The sequence below is a fragment of the Streptomyces sp. CNH189 genome (assembly GCF_000527195.1).
On sequence record NZ_AZUS01000016.1, the window covers coordinates 38,817 to 56,457 of the forward strand.

The window sequence follows — 17,641 nt, forward strand, 5'->3', positions numbered from 1 at the left end:
TACGGCGGTGACAGAGGCCCGATTTGTGTCAGCTTCGCAACAGCGGTGCCCTGATTTTCCGACGACCCTTGTATGGCCCACCACCCGGACCTGCACACTGTCTCCCATGAATGACTGGCCCGAGGCATGGTCCGACGACAACCGCGGCGGCCGCTACGGACGCGGGAGCGGGAGCGCACAGCCCGAGGGTGCCCGTGTCATGCGGCAGGTCCGCCGCGGACAGCCGGCCCCTCCCGGGCAGGGCGCCTACGGCGGCGTACCGCAGCAGCCCAACTACGTCGACGGCAGCGGACACGGCGGCGGCTACGACAGCGGCTACAACACCGGCCAGGTCTACGGCGGCGCCGGCGGACACGGCGGCGGTGACAGCCACGGCCCGCAGCGCCCCGCCCCGGACTGGCGCCGTCGTATCAAGTGGACGGCGATCACCCTGGTGACCGTGCTGTTCGTCACGACCGTCGCGACGTACTTCTGGGCCGACTCCAAGCTCAACCGCGAGGTCGACCTGTCGAAGGTGATCGAGCGGCCCGAGAAGGGCCAGGGCACCAACTACCTCATCGTCGGCTCCGACAGCCGCGAGGGGCTGACCGCCGAGGACAAGAAGAAGCTGCACACCGGCTCCGCCGACGGCAAGCGCACGGACTCGGTGATGATCCTGCACACCGGGGACAACGGCCCGACCCTGATATCCCTCCCCCGGGACTCGAACGTGGAGATCCCCACCTTCAAGGGCTCCGAGTCGGGCAAGACCTACCCCGGGACCGGCCGGCAGGTGAAGCTGAACGCCGCCTACGCCGAGGACGGCCCCGAGCTGCTGGTCCGCACGGTCGAGTTCAACACCGGGCTGCACATCGACCACTACGTGGAGATCGGCTTCGGCGGCTTCGCGAACATCGTGGACGCGGTCGGCGGCGTGGAGATCGACATCCCGCAGGACATCAAGGACACCAAGTCCGGCGCCGACCTCAAGAAGGGCAAGCAGACCCTGAACGGCGAGGAGGCGCTCGCCTTCGTCCGCACCCGCTACGCCCTGGCCGGCTCCGACCTGGACCGCACCAAGAACCAGCAGAAGTTCCTGTCCGCCCTGGCGAGCCAGGTGGCGACCCCGAGCACCGTGCTCAACCCCTTCAAGCTGTACCCGACCATGGGCGCCGGCCTGGACTCCCTGATCGTCGACGAGGACATGGGCCTGTTCGACCTGGCCGACATGTTCTGGTCGATGAAGGGCGTCAGCGGCGGCGACGGCACGTCGATGAACATGCCGATCTCCGGCTCCACCGGCAGCAACCTGCTGTGGGACAAGGAGAAGGTGAAGCAGCTGGTCAACCAGCTGAACAACGACGAGAAGGTCACTGTCAAGGGCAACTGACTCCCCGGACGGCACCGAACGAGGGCACCCCCGCGGGGGTGCCCTCGCGCACGTCCGGCGCGGTCGGTCACATCGGGGCGCCCGCCATCGCGCGGCACGTCTCGGAGCAGCGGCGGCAGGACTCCGCGCACCGCGTCATCCGCTCGTCGTCCGGCATCGACATGCACGCCTCGGCGCACAGGTCGCAGGCCTGCGCGCACATCATGCACATCTCGTTCGCGAGCGGCGAGCGGCGCATCATCATGTCCGCGCACATGCGGGTCATCTCCGAACAGTCCAGGAGCGCCCGCATGATCCGCGTCTGGGCCTCACCGCCCGTCTGCAGACACGCGCTCATGGTCTCCTCGCACACGCCGTGGCATTCCATGCACGCCTGGACGCAGTCCTGCATCTCCTTGCTCAGCGGTTCGACGGTCGGCTGCTGCTGGGTCATGGTTCCTCCCAGGGGACGGCGCGGGCCGGCGGTCGGTCCCCGCACCTCCCGTCCTACGCCCCTGTGGCCATGACCACCACGCGGCGCTGCTTGACCGCACCGGGAGCGGCAACAAGGAGGGGCGGCGCCCCTGACCGCGGCGCCGAGGGGGCGGTCGCATCACACACAGGGGAGAGGGACGTGACACCACAGACGGAGCGCAAGAGGCTGCGCAGACGGCTGGAGCGGCTCATCGGCATCGCGGCGACCGAGGGCAACGAGCTCGTGCCGCTGCGCAACGGCGACGAGATCTTCCCCGCGATGCTGGCGGCCATCCGTGCCGCGGAGCACACGGTCGACATGATGACCTTCGTCTACTGGCGGGGCGACATCGCGCGCGAGTTCGCCGAGGCCCTGGCGGACCGGGCCCGCGCGGGGGTGCGGGTACGGCTGCTGCTGGACGGCTTCGGCGCCAAGGAGATCGAGCCGGGGCTGCTGGAGGCCATGGCGGACGCGGGCGTCCACGTGGCCTGGTTCCGCAAGCCCACCCGGCTGTCGCCGATGCGGCAGAACCACCGCTGCCACCGCAAGGTGCTGGTCACCGACGAGCACACCGCCTTCACCGGCGGCGTCGGCATCGCCCGCGAGTGGTGCGGCAACGCCCGCAACCCCGACGAGTGGCGGGACACCCATGTGCAGGTCAGGGGCCCGGCCGTGGACGGCATCGCCGCGGCCTTCGCGCAGAACTGGGCGGAGTGCCACGACGAGCTGTACGACGAGCACGACCGCTTCACCTCCCAGGAGCAGCCGGGCAACGCCACGGTCCAGGTGGTGCGGGGCTCGGCCAGCTTCGGCTGGCAGGACATGCAGACGCTGCTGCGGGTGGTCATCACCTCGGCGCGGGAGCGGTTCCGGCTGTCCACGGCGTACTTCGCGCCCGACGCGTACTTCATCGACCTGCTGGCCGCCGCCGCCCGCCGGGGCGTGCGGGTGGAGATCCTGCTGCCCGGGCCGCACACCGACCAGCGCGCCTGTCTGCTGGCCGGGCGGCAGCACTACCAGACGCTGGTGGACGCGGGCGTGGAGGTGCGGGAGTACCAGCCGACCATGCTCCACACGAAGATCATCACGGTGGACGGGGTCTGCTCCCTGATCGGCTCCACCAACTTCAACCGCCGCTCCCTGGAGCACGACGAGGAGGTCATGCTGGCGGTCCTCGACGAGGACTTCACCGCGGCGCTCGACGCCGATTTCGACGCCGACCGCAAGCAGAGCGAGCCGATCGACGCGGAGCGCTGGCGGCGCCGTCCGCTGCCCGCGCGTCTGGCCGAGGCGGCGGTCACCCCGATCCGGCGTTTCCTGTGAGCCGGCGGCGATGAGTTCTCTCCTCATGGGGAGTCCTCACACTGTCACCTAGTGAGGAGAGACAGTGCCACAGCTGCTGAGAGTGCAGAACTTCAACGTCTCGAGCGACGGGGTCGGCGCGGGCGAGGACCAGACCTTGGAGCGGCCCTTCGGCCACGTGGACCCCGGCACGCTCTTCGCCTGGGCCGGCGCGACCGCGAGCTGGCCGAACCGTACCGACCCCGGCGGGACCCGGGGCGTCGACGACTACTTCACCCGGGACTTCGCGAACAACATCGGCGCGGAGATCATGGGACGCAACAAGTTCGGGCCCCAGCGCGGTCCCTGGCAGGACCACGAGTGGCAGGGCTGGTGGGGGGACGAGCCGCCGTTCCACACGCCGGTGTTCGTGATGACCCACCACCCGCGTCCGTCCGTCACGCTGTCCGACACCACGTTCCACTTCGTCGAGGGCGACCCCAGGACGGTGCTGGAGCTGGCGCGCGAGGCGGCGGACGGCAAGGACGTGCGGCTCGGCGGCGGGGTGAGCACCGTACGGCAGTTCCTGGACGCCGGTCTGGTCGACACCCTGCACGTGGCGGTGTCGCCGGTGAAGCTCGGCTCCGGGCTGCGCCTGTGGGACTCCCCCGACGACCTGCTCGACCGGTTCCACCTGGAGGTCGTGCCGAGCCCGAGCGGGGTGGCGCACCACCTGTTCTGGCGCAGGTGACGGCCACGGCCCGGACGGCGCCGGGGGCCCGCGCAGCGAAGGAGGGTGCCCGTCGCCGGACACCCTCCCGAGGTTCTGCTTCCGCCGTTACGGCAGGTTGCGCGCCATCACGATGCGCTGGACCTGGTTGGTGCCCTCGTAGATCTGGGTGATCTTGGCGTCGCGCATCATGCGCTCGACCGGGTAGTCGCGGGTGTAGCCGTAACCGCCGAGGAGCTGGACGGCGTCGGTGGTGACCTCCATGGCGACGTCCGAGGCGAAGCACTTGGCGGCGGCGCCCTGGAAGGTGAGGTCCTTGTCGCCGCGCTCGGACTTCGCGGCGGCCGCGTAGGTGAGCTGGCGGGCGGCCTCGATCTTCATGGCCATGTCGGCGAGCATGAACTGCACGCCCTGGAAGTCGCCGATCGGCTTGCCGAACTGCTTGCGCTCCTGGACGTAGCCCTTGGCGTAGTCGAGGGCGCCCTGGGCGATGCCGAGGGCCTGGGCCGCGATGGTGATGCGGGTGTGGTCCAGGGTCTTCATCGCGGTGGCGAAGCCGGTGCCCTCCTCGCCGATCATGCGGTCGGCGGGGATGCGGACATTGTCCAGGTAGACCTCGCGGGTGGGCGAGCCCTTGATGCCGAGCTTCTTCTCCGGCGCGCCGAAGGAGACGCCCCCGTCGGACTTCTCCACGACGAAGGCCGAGATGCCCTTGGAGCGCTTGGTGGGATCGGTGACGGCCATCACCGTGTAGAACTCGGACTCGCCGGCGTTGGTGATCCAGCGCTTCACGCCGTTGAGGATCCAGTGGTCGCCGTCGCGCACGGCCCTGGTCTTCATGCCGGCCGCGTCGGAGCCGGCGTCCGGCTCGGAGAGGCAGTAGGAGAACATCGCGTCGCCCTTGGCGAGCGGGCCCATGTACTTCTTCTTCAGCTCCTCGGAGCCGGAGAGGATGACGGGCAGCGAGCCCAGCTTGTTCACCGCGGGGATGAGGGAGGAGGACGCGCAGACGCGGGCCACCTCCTCGATCACGATGACCGTGGCGAGGGCGTCCGCGCCGGCGCCGCCGTACTCCTCGGGCACGTGCACGGCGTGCAGGTCGTTCGCGACGAGCGCGTCGAGGGCCTCGCGGGGGAAGCGGGCCTCCTCGTCCACCGCGGCGGCGTGCGGCGCGATCTTCGCCTCGGCCAGCGAGCGGACGGCGTCACGGAGCATGTCGTGCTCCTCGGACGGGCGGTACAGGTCGAAGTCAGCCGATCCGGCCAAGGTCTCTCACGCTCCAAAACACTGCGATGCTGATCACGCTAACTACCGTTAAGTAACTCAAATGTTAGCCCTCCCCCCTGGCCGTGGATAGGTGAGCTGGGCGACAGCGGCGGGACCGCCGGGAGGGAAGCCGCGGGCACCCCGGATATGCTCGGGCGCGCACGTGCCTGCCGCAGACCCCTGGAGCACCCATGGCCCTCAAGATCACCGTGATCGGCACCGGTTATCTCGGCGCGACCCACGCGGCGGCCATGGCGGAGCTGGGGTTCGAGGTGATGGGCCTCGACGTGGTGCCGGAGAAGATCGACAAGCTGCGCCGCGGCGAGGTCCCGATGTACGAGCCGGGACTCGAGGAGCTGCTGCGCCGGCACGTGGCCGGGATCGAGGGCTCGACCGGCCGGCTGCGCTTCACCATGGACTGGGCCGAGCTGGGCGAGTTCGGCGACATCCACTTCGTCTGCGTGAACACCCCGCAGCGGCACGGCGAGTACGCCTGCGACATGTCGTACGTCGACTCGGCGATCGCCTCACTCGCCCCGCATCTGAAGGGCCCCGCGCTGGTCGTGGGCAAGTCGACGGTGCCCGTCGGCTCGGCCGACCGGCTGGCCGCCTACCTCGCCGAGCACGCGCCGGCCGGGGCGGACGCCGAGCTGGCCTGGAACCCGGAGTTCCTGCGGGAGGGTTTCGCGGTGCAGGACACCCTGCACCCGGACCGGATCGTGGTGGGTGTGCGCAGCGAGCGCTCGGAGAAGCTGCTGCGCGAGGTGTACTCCACGCCGGTCGAGGAGGGCACGCCGTTCGTGGTGACGGACTTCCCGACGGCGGAGCTGGTGAAGACCTCCGCGAACTCCTTCCTGGCCACCAAGATCTCGTTCATCAACGCGATGGCGGAGCTGTGCGAGGCCACCGGCGGTGACGTCGCCAAGCTGGCGGAGGCGATCGGCTACGACGACCGGATCGGCCGGAAGTTCCTGCGGGCCGGGATCGGCTTCGGCGGCGGCTGCCTGCCGAAGGACATCCGCGCGTTCATGGCGCGCGCCGGTGAGCTGGGCGCGGACCAGGCGCTGACGTTCCTGCGGGAGATCGACTCGATCAACATGCGCCAGCGCGGCCGGATGGTGGAGCTGACCCGGCAGGCGCTGGGCGGCGGGGCGTTCCTGGGCAAGCGGGTGGCGGTGCTGGGCGCGACGTTCAAGCCGGACTCGGACGACGTGCGCGACTCGCCGGCGCTGAACGTGGCCGGGCAGATCCATCTGCAGGGCGGCCAGGTCACGGTGTACGACCCGAAGGGCATCGAGAACGCCCGCCGCCTGTTCCCGACGCTGGGGTACGCCGACTCGGCGCTGGAGGCGGTGCGCGGTGCGCACGTCGTGCTGCACCTGACGGAGTGGCGGGAGTTCCGCGAGCTGGACCCGGCGGAGCTGGGCGAGGTCGTGGCCGACCGGCTGGTGCTCGACGGGCGCAACGCCCTGGACCCGGAGGCCTGGCGGCGGGCGGGCTGGCGCTACCGGGCGATGGGACGCCCCGGCGCCTGATCGGGGAACCGGACACAGAAGAACCGGACACAGGTGACGCCGGTTCGGCCGAGGCTCAGTCGGCCGAACCGGCGTCGCGTCGCATTCTGCCCCACGGGGCGCGGACGCGGTGCCGCTACCCCTGCTTCGCCCGGTACCGGCGCATCTTCGCGCGGGCCCCGCACACCTGCATCGAGCACCAGCGGCCGCGTCCGCCGGGGCTGCGGTCGTAGTAGGCCCAGTGGCAGGCGGGGGACTCGCAGGCCTTGAAGCGCTGCCAGGTGCCGGCGGTGAGCGCCTCGGCGACGGCGGCGGCGACCCGGGAGAGCAGCGGCCCCTCGTCGACCGGCGTGAGGGCGGCGGAGCCGTCGGCGGGGTCGACGGTGACCACCAGGGGCGCGCGGGCCAGCAGGTCGCCGAGTGGGGTGACCGGGCCGTGGGCGGGGTGGCCGGCGTGCGCGAGCAGGGTGGCCCGCAGGGACTCGCGCAGTTCCCTGGCGGCGTCCACGGTGTCCTCGGTGAGCCCGAAGGGCGCGCGGCCCTCGGGGGTGTCCAGCGCGTCGCGGCCGGCGGCCAGATCCACCGTGTTGACGAGGGCCTGCACCAGGGTCAGTCCCCCGGGCGGGGCCGCTCTTCCGCTCATGACGCGAGGCCACCTCTCTCCATCCCCTTGCAACGTTACCGGCACTGCGGGAGCATGCGGTAACGGTTACCAGCAGACCGCATTTGGCGGTAACACGAGGAGGCAGTCATGTCCGTAGCGAAGGTGGGCGCCGTCGTCCTGGACTGTCCGGACCCGGGCGCGCTGGCCGGCTTCTACGCCGGTGTCGTGGGCGGCGCGGCCGAGGGTGACGGCGACTGGGTGGACCTGAAGGTGCCCGGCGGCCCGACGCTGGCCTTCCAGCGGGCCGAGGGGTTCGTGCCGCCCCGGTGGCCCGCGGCCGACCGCTCCCAGCAGTTCCACCTCGACCTGACCGTCGAGGACCTGGACGCGGCGGAGAAGGAGGTGCTGGCGCTGGGCGCCAGGCCGCTGGACACGGAGGACCGCTCGCGCACCTTCCGGGTTTACGCGGACCCGGCCGGGCACCCGTTCTGCCTCTGTGCCTGCTGAGACCAGGAGGAATTCGATGGCCCCCGTGGCACGACTGCGCAGTGTCGTCCTGGACTGCCCCGACCCCGATGAGCTGGCCGTCTTCTACGCGGCCGTCGCCGGCGGCACCCCCGAGGCGGAGGACGCGGACTGGGTGGTCCTGCAGGTCCCCTCGGGCCCGCGGCTCGCCTTCCAGCGGGCCCCCGGCTTCACCCCGCCGGCCTGGCCGAGCGCCGACCACGACTCGCAGCAGTTCCACCTCGACTTCGACGCGGGCGGGACCTGGGAGGAGGTCGACGCGGCCGAGGAGAAGGTGCTGGCCCTCGGGGCGAAGGTGCTGGACCGGGAGGACTGGGAGACGAAGGACTTCCGCGTCTACGCCGACCCGGCGGGCCACCCCTTCTGCCTGTGCCGCATCGAGCAGCCGTAGGCGGCGCTCGGGACGCGAGAGCAGCGGCACCCCTTCAACGCCGGGTGCGGGTAGTGCGTGGCTGGTCGCGCAGTTCCCCGCGCCCCTGAAGGGGTGCCTCCACCTGCGCCCCGTCGCGCCGCAGGGCCGGCCCCCGCCGCTGCGGGCAGTCGTGCCGCTGGGGCGATGGGGGTACCTCCCGCTCGAGCGGAGCCGGGAGCGGGGCAGGGTGGGCGCAGCGGCACCCCGCCAACGCGGGGTGCGGGACCTCCGTGGCCGAGCGCGCAGTCCCCCGCGCCCCTGAAGGGGCAAGGACGCCGCGGCCGTGCCGGATCCGCGTGCCGGAAATGGATGAGTCGGGCCCCGCCCGGGCGACGCCTCAGCCGTCGAGGGCGGCGACCGTCGCCGTCGACGGCGGGCGGCGCTGCTGCGCGGTGTGCGCGGTGAACGCCGCGGCGCGCAGCACCCGCTGGACGTTTCCCCAGGTCAGCAGGGCGACGTCGGCCTCGTCCCAGCCCCGTCGCAGCAGCTCGGCGACCAGCCTCGGATAGCAGGACGGGTCGCGCAGTTCCTGCGGGTGGGCGCTTCCGGTGTCGTAGGTGCCGGACAGGCCGACGCAGTCCGGGCCGGCGAGGGTACGGACGTGGTCGAGGTGGTCGGCGACGTCCCGGACGGTCGGGCCCGCCTGCTCGGCGGTCAGCGGCACCAGGCACAGGCCCTTGGCCTCGCCCACCGCGGTGAGCAGGTCGTCGGGCAGGTTGGCCGGGTGCGGGCGCAGGTCACGGGCGGCGGACCGGCTGAACAGCACCGGCGCCTTGGACACGGTGAGGGCCCGGCGGATCGTCGGGGTGGAGGCGTGGGAGAGGTCGGCGACCATGCCGATCCGGTTCATCTCACGCACGACCTCCTCGCCGAACCGGGTGAGCCCGGCCGGGCCCGCCCAGGAGGTGCCGGTCAGGGTGAGCACCCGCAGGCCGAGTGCGTACAGCGCCCGCAGGACGCTCAGGGAGTCGCCGAGCGCGGGCGCGCCGGCCGGTCCGAACAGCACGGCCACCCGGCCGCAGTTGCGGGCGTCCACGAGCTCCCCGGCGGTGCGGGCGGGGCGCAGGCCCTCGTCGTGGCCGGCGACGACCGCCTGCGCCAGGTCCAGCTGTTCCAGGGTGGTGGTCAGGGCCCGGTCGCCGTCGTGTCCCTCGGGCAGGTGCAGCGCCCAGAAGACGGCGCCGACCTGCCCCTTGCGCAGCCGGGGGACGTCCGCGTCGACGGCGCTCTCCCCGAGGTCGAGGTCGTACCAGGGCAGTCCGCGCAGCGCCCAGGGCAGCCCGCTGTAGCCGTCGGCGACGGGGTGGGCGGCGAGGACGGCCCGGGCGCGGTCCAGGGGGTCGTCGTCCGGGTCGGAGACGGGCCGGTAATCCTCCGGCCCGACGACCACCGCCTCCTGCGGGAGCGGCTCGTCGACACGGCCGACCTCGGCGGCGGGGTGCAGGTCGTCCTGGAGATCGGCCATCACGGGGCTCCGTACGTCGTGGCCTCGGCGGTACGGTCACCGTCGCACGGAGCACCCACCGGCTTCCTGGTGAACGCGGCGTTCGGGGTAAGCCCCCGCGCGGCGTCCGCCGGTCAGCCGTCCAGCGCCTCGAGGCGAGCGTTGGACGGCGCGCGCGTCGCCCGCAGGTCGCGGGCCACGTCCTCGGCGGCGCCCAGCACGCGGACCGCGTTCTGCCAGGTCAGCTTGGACAGGTCGGCCCGGGACCAGCCGCGGTCCAGCAGCTCGGCGATCAGCCGGGGGTAGCCGGAGACGTCGTCGAGGCCGTCGGGGGTGAAGGCCGTGCCGTCGTAGTCGCCGCCGATGCCGAGGTGGTCGATGCCGGCGACCTCGCGCATGTGGTCGAGGTGGTCGGCGACGGTGCACACCGTGGCGACGGGACGCGGGTGGCTCTCCTCGAAGGCGCGGTGCAGCTTCATCGCCTCGGGGCTGGTGTCGAGGTGGTGGAAGCCGTGCGCGCGCAGGTTCTCGTCGGCGGCGGCCGTCCAGTCGACGGCGGCCTGGAGCACGAACTTCGGCACGAACGTCACCATCGCGACGCCGCCGTTGGCGGGGAGCCGCTCCAGCACGTCGTCGGGGATGTTGCGCGGGTGGTCGCAGACCGCGCGGGCCGAGGAGTGGGAGAAGATCACCGGCGCGGTGCTGGTGTCGAGCGCGTCCCGCATGGTCGTGGCGGCGACGTGGGAGAGGTCGACCAGCATGCCGAGGCGGTTCATCTCCCGCACCACCTCGTGGCCGAACGCCGACAGGCCGCCCACGGCGGGCTCGTCGGTCGCCGAGTCCGCCCACGCCACGTTGAAGTTGTGGGTGAGGGTCAGGTAGCGCACGCCGAGGTCGTACAGCCCGCGCAGGGTGCCGAGGGAGTTGGCGATGGAATGGCCGCCCTCCGCCCCCATGAGGGAGGCGATACGGCCCTCGCGGCGCGCGGCCTCCATGTCGGCGGCGGTCAGCGCGAGCACCAGGTCCCGCGGGTGACGGGCCGCCAACTGCCGTACGCAGTCGATCTGTTCCAGGGTGGCCGGGACCGGGTCGGGGGCGTCGGCGCGGACGTACACCGACCAGAACTGCGCTCCGACGCCGCCGGCGCGCAGCCGGGGGATGTCGGTGTGCAGGTGGGCGGACTGGTCGGCGGAGATGTCGCGGGCGTCGAGGTCGTAGGTGACCTGTTCGCGCAGCGCCCAGGGCAGGTCGTTGTGCCCGTCGACGACGGGGAACTCGGCGAGCAGCGCGCGGGCTTCGTCCAGGGATGTCATGCCGGCCACCCCGCTCACTTGCCGAAGCCGAAGCCGGCGCCGGAGCCCTCGGCCTTCGCCTTCAGCCGCTTGCCCTTCTCGGTCGCCTGGTCGTTCAGCTCCTGCTGGAAGTCCTTCATACGGCCGAGGAGTTCCTCGTCGTGGGCGGCGAGGATGCGGGCCGCGAGCAGACCGGCGTTGCGCGCGCCGGCCACGGAGACGGTGGCGACCGGCACGCCGGCCGGCATCTGCACGATGGACAGCAACGAGTCCATGCCGTCCAGGTACTTCAGCGGCACGGGCACACCGATGACGGGCAGCGGGGTCACCGAGGCGAGCATGCCGGGCAGGTGCGCGGCGCCGCCCGCGCCCGCGATGACGGCCTTCAGCCCGCGGTCGGCGGCCTGCTCGCCGTACGCGATCATCTCGCGGGGCATGCGGTGCGCGGAGACGACGTCGACCTCGTAGGCGATCTCGAACTCGTCGAGGGCCTTGGCCGCCGCCTCCATGACGGGCCAGTCGGAGTCCGACCCCATGACAATGCCTACAACCGGGCTCATTCGGTGATCGTGCCTCTCAGGTAGCCGGCTGCGTGACGGGCGCGCTCCAGCACGTCGTCCAGGTCGTCGCCGTAGGTGTTCACGTGACCGACCTTGCGGCCGGGCTTCACGTCCTTGCCGTACATGTGGATCTTCAGCTGGGGGTCGCGGGCCATGCAGTGCAGGTACGCGGAGTACATGTCCGGGTAGTCGCCGCCGAGCACGTTGACCATGACGGTCCACTTCGCGCGGGGGCGCGGGTCGCCGAGCGGGAGGTCGAGCACGGCGCGGACGTGGTTGGCGAACTGCGAGGTGATCGCGCCGTCCATGGACCAGTGGCCGGAGTTGTGCGGGCGCATCGCGAGTTCGTTGACCAGGATGCGGCCGTCGCGGGTCTGGAACAGTTCCACCGCGAGGTGGCCGACGACGCCGAGCTCCTTGGCGATGTTCAGCGCCATCTCCTCGGCCCGGAGCGCCAGGTCCTCGTCGAGACCGGGCGCGGGCGCGATCACGGTGTCGCAGACGCCGTTCACCTGCTGCGACTCCACCACCGGGTAGGCGACGGCCTGGCCGTGCGGGGAGCGGACCACGTTGGCGGCCAGCTCGCGCACGAAGTCGACCTTCTCCTCGGCGAGGACGGGGACGCCGGCCTTGAACGGCTCGGCGGCCTCCTCGACGGAGCGGACGACCCACACGCCCTTGCCGTCGTAACCGCCGCGGACCGTCTTCAGGACGACGGGGAAACCCTCCCCCTCGGCCGCGAACGCGGCCACGTCCTCGGGGCCGGAGACGATGCGGTGCCGCGGGCAGGGCACGCCGATCGCGTCGAGCTTCTCGCGCATCACCCCCTTGTCCTGGGCGTGCACGAGCGCGTCGGGGCCGGGGCGGACGGGGATGCCGTCGGCCTCCAGGGCCCTGAGGTGCTCGGTGGGCACGTGCTCGTGGTCGAAGGTGATCACGTCGCAGCCGCGCGCGAAGGCGCGCAGCGTGTCCAGGTCGCGGTAGTCGCCGACGACGACATCGCTCACCACCTGGGCCGCGGAATCCTGCGGGGTGTCACTGAGGAGCTTGAACCTGATGCCGAGCGGGATGCCCGCCTCGTGTGTCATACGAGCGAGCTGGCCACCGCCGACCATGCCGACTACCGGGAACGTCACGTCCCCCAGGGTATCCGCCCACGCCAGGGTGGCCGATTCCCGCCCTCCGCGCGGGACGCACGGGGCACCTGGGGCGGACGGAGCACGGCGTCCGCAGGAAGATCGCGCGTGCGGGTGGTTAGCATGGCGGAGTTGACGCACTTCTACCGACAGGAGCCTGTGGGCGATGGAACGAGGTTCCTCGGGGCTTCGACGGCTCTTCCGTGAAGTGGCCAAGTTCGGCGCGGTGGGGGGAGCCGGGGTTCTGGTCAACCTCGGTGTGTTCAACCTGGTCCGGCAGGCGACCGATCTCCCGGTGGTCCGGGCGAGCGTGATCGCCACCGTCGTGGCGATCGTCTTCAACTACGTGGGGTTCCGGTACTTCACCTACCGCGACCGCGACAAGTCCGGCCGCACCCGCGAGATGTCGCTGTTCCTGCTGTTCAGCATCATCGGCCTGGTGATCGAGAACGGCCTGCTCTACACCGCGACGTACGGCTTCGGCTGGGACAGCTCGCTGCAGAGCAACATCTTCAAGTTCGTCGGCATCGGCATCGCCACGCTGTTCCGCTTCTGGTCCTACCGCACGTGGGTGTTCCGTGCGCTGCCGGTGCGGGACGAGCCCGTGGCCGGCTCCACGCCGGTCACCGGTCACCGGCGCAGGCAGCGCGTGCCGTAGGCCGGGTCCGGCTCAGCGCACCGTCCTGCGGTTCTCCTCGTCCGGGTCCGGCTCAGCGCACCGTCCTGCGGTTCTCCTCGTCCGAGTCCTTCCGCGGGGGCGTGCTGGAGAGGAACAGGCCGAAGACGGCCGGGCTGGCCTGGAGCATCTCCAGCCGGCCGCCGTCCGCCTCCGCCAGGTCCCGGGCGACCGCGAGGCCGATCCCGGTGGAGTTGCGCCCGCTGATCGCCCGTTCGAAGATCCGCGAACCCAGCTCGGCGGGGACGCCGGGCCCCTCGTCGGTGACCTCCACCACGATCTGGTTGCCGGTGACACGGGTGCGCAGGGCGACCGTGCCGCCGCCGTGCATCAGCGAGTTCTCGATCAGCGCGGCCAGCACCTGGGCGACCGCGCCCGGTGTGCCGACCGCCCGCAGCTTCCGCTTGCCGGAGGCGACGATGGCCCGGCCCACGCTGCGGTAGGCGGGGCGCCACTCCGCGAGCTGCTGCTTGATCACCTCGTCGAGGTCGAAGGTGACGGCGGAGCCCGTGCGCGGGTCCCGGGAGTTGGTCAGCAGCCGCTCCACCACGTCCGTCAGCCGCTCCACCTGCGTGAGCGCGATGGTCGCCTCCTCCTTCACCGTGTCCGGGTCGTCGGTGAGGGTGATCTCCTCCAGGCGCATCGACAGCGCGGTGAGCGGGGTGCGCAGCTGGTGGGAGGCGTCGGCCGCCAGGCGCCGCTCGGCGGTCAGCATGCGGGCGATGCGCTCGGCGGAGGCGTCCAGCACGTCGGCGACCCGGTCCAGCTCGGGAACGCCGTAGCGGCGGTGGCGGGGGCGCGGGTCGCCGGAGCCGAGGCGCTCGGCGGTCTCCGCGAGGTCGGTCAGCGGCGAGGCGAGGCGGTTGGCCTGCCGGATCGCCAGCAGCACCGCCGCGATCACCGCGAGGAGCGCCACCAGGCCGATGATCAGCAGGGTGCGGGCGACCTCCTCGGTCACCGAGGAGCGCGGCTCCTGCACGGTGACCGTCTCGCCCTCCTCGCCGGGTGCCGTGGCGCTGATGACGTCGCCGTCCGGCCGGGAGCCGAGCTCGATGGGCGGCTTGCCGGGGATCCGGACGACGGCGTAACGGTCCTCGGTGACCTGGTCGGCGAGGATCCCGGCGGTGACCTTGTCCTCGACGAGCAGCCGGCTGTCGACGATGCTCGCCAGCCGCACCGCCTCGGACTCCACACGCTCCTTGGCGGTCTCGGTGATGGTGCGGGTCTCGACGATCACCAGTGAGACGCCGAAGACGGCGATCACGACGAGCACCACGGCGAGCGTGGACTGGATCAGGCGGCGGCGCATGTTCTCTTACCCGGTGGCGGAACCCCGGCGGGGGTTCAGCTCTTCTCGAAACGGAAGCCCACGCCGCGCACGGTGGCGATGTAGCGGGGGTTGGCCGCGTCGTCGCCGAGCTTCTTGCGCAGCCAGGAGATGTGCATGTCGAGGGTCTTGGTGGAGGACCACCAGGTGGTGTCCCAGACCTCGCGCATGAGCTGGTCGCGGGTGACGACCCGGCCCGCGTCGCGCACCAGGACCCGCAGCAGGTCGAACTCCTTGGCGGTGAGCTGCAACTCCTCGTCGCCCATCCACGCCCGGTGCGACTCGACGTCGATGCGCACCCCGTGGGTGGCCGGCGGCTGCTGCGGCTCGGCCGCGCCGCGCCGGAGCAGGGCCCGCACCCGGGCCAGCAGCTCTGCGAGCCGGAACGGCTTGGTGACGTAGTCGTCGGCGCCCGCGTCCAGGCCGACGACCGTGTCCACCTCGTCGGCGCGCGCGGTGAGGACCAGCAGCGGGACCGTGTGCCCCTCGGCGCGGAGCCGGCGGGCGACCTCCAGGCCGTCCATGCCCGGCAGTCCGAGGTCCAGCACGACCAGGTCGACGCCGCCCTGCATTCCGGCGTCCAGTGCGCCGGGTCCGTCCTCACGCACCTCGACTTCGTAGCCCTCCCGGCGCAGGGCGCGGGCCAGCGGCTCCGAGATGGACGCGTCGTCCTCGGCGAGCAGTACACGGGTCATGCCGATGATGGTAGACCCGCCGGTCGGGCCGCAGGGGTGTGATCGCCTGGCTCGGTTCTTACCGTCGGCTCACCCGTTTCTCACCTCCACGGACCCTGGTACGGACCTGAGGGTGTGGGGTGCGATGCTGGGCAGGGCCTTCGAATGGTTGATCACGGCGCCTTGAAACCTGTGATTCACGTCTCAAGTCCTTCCATATCCGGCACTGTCCTGCCGTATGGTGAATCAACGCCTGTTGCACCGTGGGGACCTTTGGCGGCAGTTGACGCTGAAGGTCTCTTTTGTGTGCGGGCCGGTATGTCGTACCGGCCCCGAAGCAATGACCTGTGGCCGGGCCTTCACCGCGCGTCGACGCACGGCGGAGGTGTGGATCCCGGTGGTCGCCGTCCGTCGCTCCGTGATCCGGAGCGGCACCCCCCGGGCGTGGGGCGGACGGTACGGCCTGCCGGTGCCGGCCAGCCCCCCACCGGGCGCGTACCCGCTCCTCGCGCGACGCGTCCCGACAGCAAGGAACGACCATGGCGTCCAGCCTGACGAAGGACTCGGTCTCCCCGGGCACCCCCGGATCCGAGAAGACCTTCTTCGGCCACCCCCGCGGACTGGCCACTCTCTTCATGACCGAGATGTGGGAGCGTTTCTCCTACTACGGCATGAGGGCCCTGCTCCCGCTGTACCTCGTCGCGCCGGGCGGACTCGGTCTGAGCGCGGGCACCGCCACCGCCATCTACTCGGTGTACCTCTCGCTGGTGTACCTGCTCGCCATGCCGGGCGGCTGGTTCGGTGACCGGGTCTGGGGCCCCCGCAAGACCGTCGCCGTCGCCGGCGGCATCATCATGCTGGGCCACCTCACGCTGGCCCTGCCCAACTCGGGCACCTTCTACGCGGGCCTCGGGCTCGTCGCGATCGGCTCCGGTCTGCTGAAGGCCAACATCTCCACGATGGTCGGCCAGCTCTACAAGGGCCCGGACGACCCGCGCCGGGACGGCGGCTTCACCGTCTTCTACATGGGCATCAACCTCGGTGCCTTCGCCGCGCCGCTGATCATCGGCACCATCGGTGAGAGCGTCAACTGGCACCTGGGCTTCGCGCTCGCCGCGGTCGGCATGGGTCTGGGCGTCACGCAGTTCCTGCTGGGCAGCCGCCACCTGGACGCGCAGTCCAGCCTCGTCCCGAAGCCGCTGTCGGCCGAGGAGAAGGCCTCCACGCTGCGCAAGGCCGCGCTGTGGGCGGGCGTCGCCGTCGTCGCGTACGCGATCCTCGGGTTCTCCGGCCACTACACCCTGAACTGGGTCCTGGTCCCGCTGACCCTGCTCGGCGTGATCATCCCGGTGATGGTGCTGGCGCGGATCAAGCGCGACAAGGACCTGGACCGCACCGAGCAGTCGAAGATGTCCGCGTACATCTGGTTCTTCGTCGCCGCCGCGATCTTCTGGATGATCTACGACCAGGGCGGCTCGACCCTGTCGATCTTCGCCGACTCGTCGGCCGAGAACAGCGTGCTGGGCTGGGACTTCCCGGTCTCCTGGTACCAGTCGGTCAACCCGGTCCTGATCATGGCCCTGGCCCCGGTCTTCGCCTGGATCTGGCTCGCGCTGAACCGGCGCGGCAAGGAGCCCAGCACGATCGTGAAGTTCTCCTCCGGCCTGGCGCTGGTCGGCGTCTCCTTCTTCCTGTTCCTGGCCCCGCTGTCGATCGCCGAGGGCGGTCACAAGGCGGCGGCGCTGTGGCTGGTGGCGATCTACTTCGTCCAGACCGTCGGTGAGCTGCTGCTCTCCCCGGTCGGCCTGTCGGTCACCACGAAGATGGCGCCCGCGAAGTACGCCTCGCAGATGATGGGCGTCTGGTTCCTCGCCGTCACCGCCGGTGACGCGACGACCGGCCTGCTGTCCATCGCCGGCGTCGACCTGAACAAGACGGGCATCGTCGCCCTGGAGGCGACGCTCGCCGTCGTGGCGGGTGTGGCGATCTGGATGTACCGCAACAAGGTGAAGTCCCTGATGGGCGACGTCCGCTGACCCACCCGTAACCCGCACCCCCACTCGACGGAGGGCCCCGCAGCCATTGGGCTGCGAGGCCCTCCGAGTGTGTGTGTGGGGGGCGGGCGTCTGGGGCGCGGATGGGGTGCCCCTGGGGCGCGGCAGGTGGTCGGTGGGTGCCCCTGAGGCGCGGCAGGTGGTCGGTGGGTGCCCCTGAGGCGCGGCAGGTGGTCGGTGGGTGCCGCCGGAGCGGGGCGGAGGCGGGGCGGGTGTCCAGGGCGACCGGTTGAAGGCCCCGCAGCACCGATCGCGTGGGTGGGTTCAGGAGGCGCTCAGGCGGGGCTGAGGAGCCTGCGAGGGGTGGCTCGGGGTCAGTGGCG

The 17,641-nt window shown here is 71.5% G+C and carries 17 protein-coding genes; 8 read left to right on the plus strand and 9 right to left on the minus strand.

Features of this window, described 5'->3' with window-relative positions; genetic code table 11:
• Nucleotides 1-106 precede the first annotated feature (106 nt).
• Nucleotides 107-1,369 carry an LCP family protein gene (locus tag B100_RS0121490; RefSeq protein WP_037723226.1) on the plus strand — a complete coding sequence of 421 codons (1,263 nt, stop codon included), beginning with the start codon at nucleotides 107-109 and terminating at the stop codon, nucleotides 1,367-1,369.
• A gap of 67 nt (nucleotides 1,370-1,436) precedes the next feature.
• Here B100_RS0121490 and B100_RS0121495 read toward each other — a convergent pair whose 3' ends face one another.
• A complete protein-coding gene (locus tag B100_RS0121495) occupies nucleotides 1,437-1,802 on the minus strand; it encodes a four-helix bundle copper-binding protein (protein WP_024886472.1) in 366 nt (121 codons plus the stop codon).
• Between the two features lie 180 nt (nucleotides 1,803-1,982).
• Between B100_RS0121495 and B100_RS0121500 the strand changes: the two genes are divergently transcribed.
• Both B100_RS0121500 and B100_RS0121505 read left to right on the plus strand, forming a co-directional pair.
• Nucleotides 1,983-3,146, plus strand: a complete 1,164-nt coding sequence (locus B100_RS0121500; protein ID WP_024886473.1) for a phospholipase D-like domain-containing protein — start codon at nucleotides 1,983-1,985, stop codon at nucleotides 3,144-3,146.
• Between the two features lie 64 nt (nucleotides 3,147-3,210).
• Nucleotides 3,211-3,855 carry a dihydrofolate reductase family protein gene (locus B100_RS0121505; protein WP_024886474.1) on the plus strand — a complete coding sequence of 215 codons (645 nt, stop codon included), beginning with the start codon at nucleotides 3,211-3,213 and terminating at the stop codon, nucleotides 3,853-3,855.
• Nucleotides 3,856-3,942: 87 nt separating this feature from the next.
• On the opposite strand, the gene B100_RS0121510 is transcribed toward B100_RS0121505, so the two are convergent.
• Nucleotides 3,943-5,100: an acyl-CoA dehydrogenase gene (locus B100_RS0121510; protein ID WP_024886475.1), complete on the minus strand. Its 1,158-nt coding sequence runs from the start codon at nucleotides 5,098-5,100 to the stop codon at nucleotides 3,943-3,945.
• Nucleotides 5,101-5,291: 191 nt separating this feature from the next.
• On the opposite strand from B100_RS0121510, the gene B100_RS0121515 reads away from it, so the two are divergent.
• The gene (locus tag B100_RS0121515) at nucleotides 5,292-6,635 is read left to right on the plus strand and encodes a UDP-glucose dehydrogenase family protein (protein ID WP_024886476.1); all 1,344 of its coding nucleotides are present in this window, start codon (nucleotides 5,292-5,294) and stop codon (nucleotides 6,633-6,635) included.
• Between the two features lie 115 nt (nucleotides 6,636-6,750).
• On the opposite strand, the gene B100_RS0121520 is transcribed toward B100_RS0121515, so the two are convergent.
• Entirely contained in the window at nucleotides 6,751-7,257 is a 507-nt protein-coding gene (locus tag B100_RS0121520) for a CGNR zinc finger domain-containing protein (protein WP_024886477.1), read from the minus strand.
• A gap of 108 nt (nucleotides 7,258-7,365) precedes the next feature.
• On the opposite strand from B100_RS0121520, the gene B100_RS0121525 reads away from it, so the two are divergent.
• Nucleotides 7,366-7,725 (plus strand): VOC family protein, encoded by a 360-nt coding sequence (locus B100_RS0121525; RefSeq protein WP_024886478.1) that lies wholly within the window; start codon nucleotides 7,366-7,368, stop codon nucleotides 7,723-7,725.
• Between the two features lie 16 nt (nucleotides 7,726-7,741).
• Complete coding sequence (locus B100_RS0121530; RefSeq protein ID WP_024886479.1) at nucleotides 7,742-8,134, plus strand: VOC family protein; 393 nt, start codon at nucleotides 7,742-7,744, stop codon at nucleotides 8,132-8,134.
• A gap of 358 nt (nucleotides 8,135-8,492) precedes the next feature.
• On the opposite strand, the gene B100_RS0121535 is transcribed toward B100_RS0121530, so the two are convergent.
• The 4 genes from B100_RS0121535 to B100_RS0121550 all read right to left on the minus strand — a co-directional run bounded on the left by B100_RS0121535 (nucleotide 8,493) and on the right by B100_RS0121550 (nucleotide 12,587).
• Nucleotides 8,493-9,620, minus strand: a complete 1,128-nt coding sequence (locus tag B100_RS0121535) for a dipeptidase (RefSeq protein ID WP_024886480.1) — start codon at nucleotides 9,618-9,620, stop codon at nucleotides 8,493-8,495.
• Nucleotides 9,621-9,733: 113 nt separating this feature from the next.
• Nucleotides 9,734-10,912 (minus strand): dipeptidase, encoded by a 1,179-nt coding sequence (locus B100_RS0121540; protein ID WP_024886481.1) that lies wholly within the window; start codon nucleotides 10,910-10,912, stop codon nucleotides 9,734-9,736.
• 14 nt (nucleotides 10,913-10,926) lie between these two features.
• Nucleotides 10,927-11,451, minus strand: a complete 525-nt coding sequence (gene purE / locus B100_RS0121545; RefSeq protein ID WP_078541075.1) for a 5-(carboxyamino)imidazole ribonucleotide mutase — start codon at nucleotides 11,449-11,451, stop codon at nucleotides 10,927-10,929.
• Nucleotides 11,448-12,587 (minus strand): 5-(carboxyamino)imidazole ribonucleotide synthase, encoded by a 1,140-nt coding sequence (locus B100_RS0121550; RefSeq protein ID WP_024886483.1) that lies wholly within the window; start codon nucleotides 12,585-12,587, stop codon nucleotides 11,448-11,450. The genes purE and B100_RS0121550 overlap by 4 nt, the downstream gene beginning before the upstream one ends.
• A 166-nt stretch (nucleotides 12,588-12,753) precedes the next feature.
• Between B100_RS0121550 and B100_RS0121555 the strand changes: the two genes are divergently transcribed.
• Complete coding sequence (locus tag B100_RS0121555; protein WP_024886484.1) at nucleotides 12,754-13,245, plus strand: GtrA family protein; 492 nt, start codon at nucleotides 12,754-12,756, stop codon at nucleotides 13,243-13,245.
• 52 nt (nucleotides 13,246-13,297) lie between these two features.
• On the opposite strand, the gene B100_RS0121560 is transcribed toward B100_RS0121555, so the two are convergent.
• Both B100_RS0121560 and B100_RS0121565 read right to left on the minus strand, forming a co-directional pair.
• Nucleotides 13,298-14,572: an ATP-binding protein gene (locus tag B100_RS0121560; RefSeq protein WP_024886485.1), complete on the minus strand. Its 1,275-nt coding sequence runs from the start codon at nucleotides 14,570-14,572 to the stop codon at nucleotides 13,298-13,300.
• Nucleotides 14,573-14,607: 35 nt separating this feature from the next.
• Nucleotides 14,608-15,285 (minus strand): response regulator transcription factor, encoded by a 678-nt coding sequence (locus tag B100_RS0121565; RefSeq protein WP_024886486.1) that lies wholly within the window; start codon nucleotides 15,283-15,285, stop codon nucleotides 14,608-14,610.
• A gap of 518 nt (nucleotides 15,286-15,803) precedes the next feature.
• On the opposite strand from B100_RS0121565, the gene B100_RS0121575 reads away from it, so the two are divergent.
• Nucleotides 15,804-17,300, plus strand: coding sequence for an oligopeptide:H+ symporter (locus B100_RS0121575; RefSeq protein WP_024886487.1), 1,497 nt, complete (start codon nucleotides 15,804-15,806; stop codon nucleotides 17,298-17,300).
• Nucleotides 17,301-17,641 lie beyond the last annotated feature (341 nt).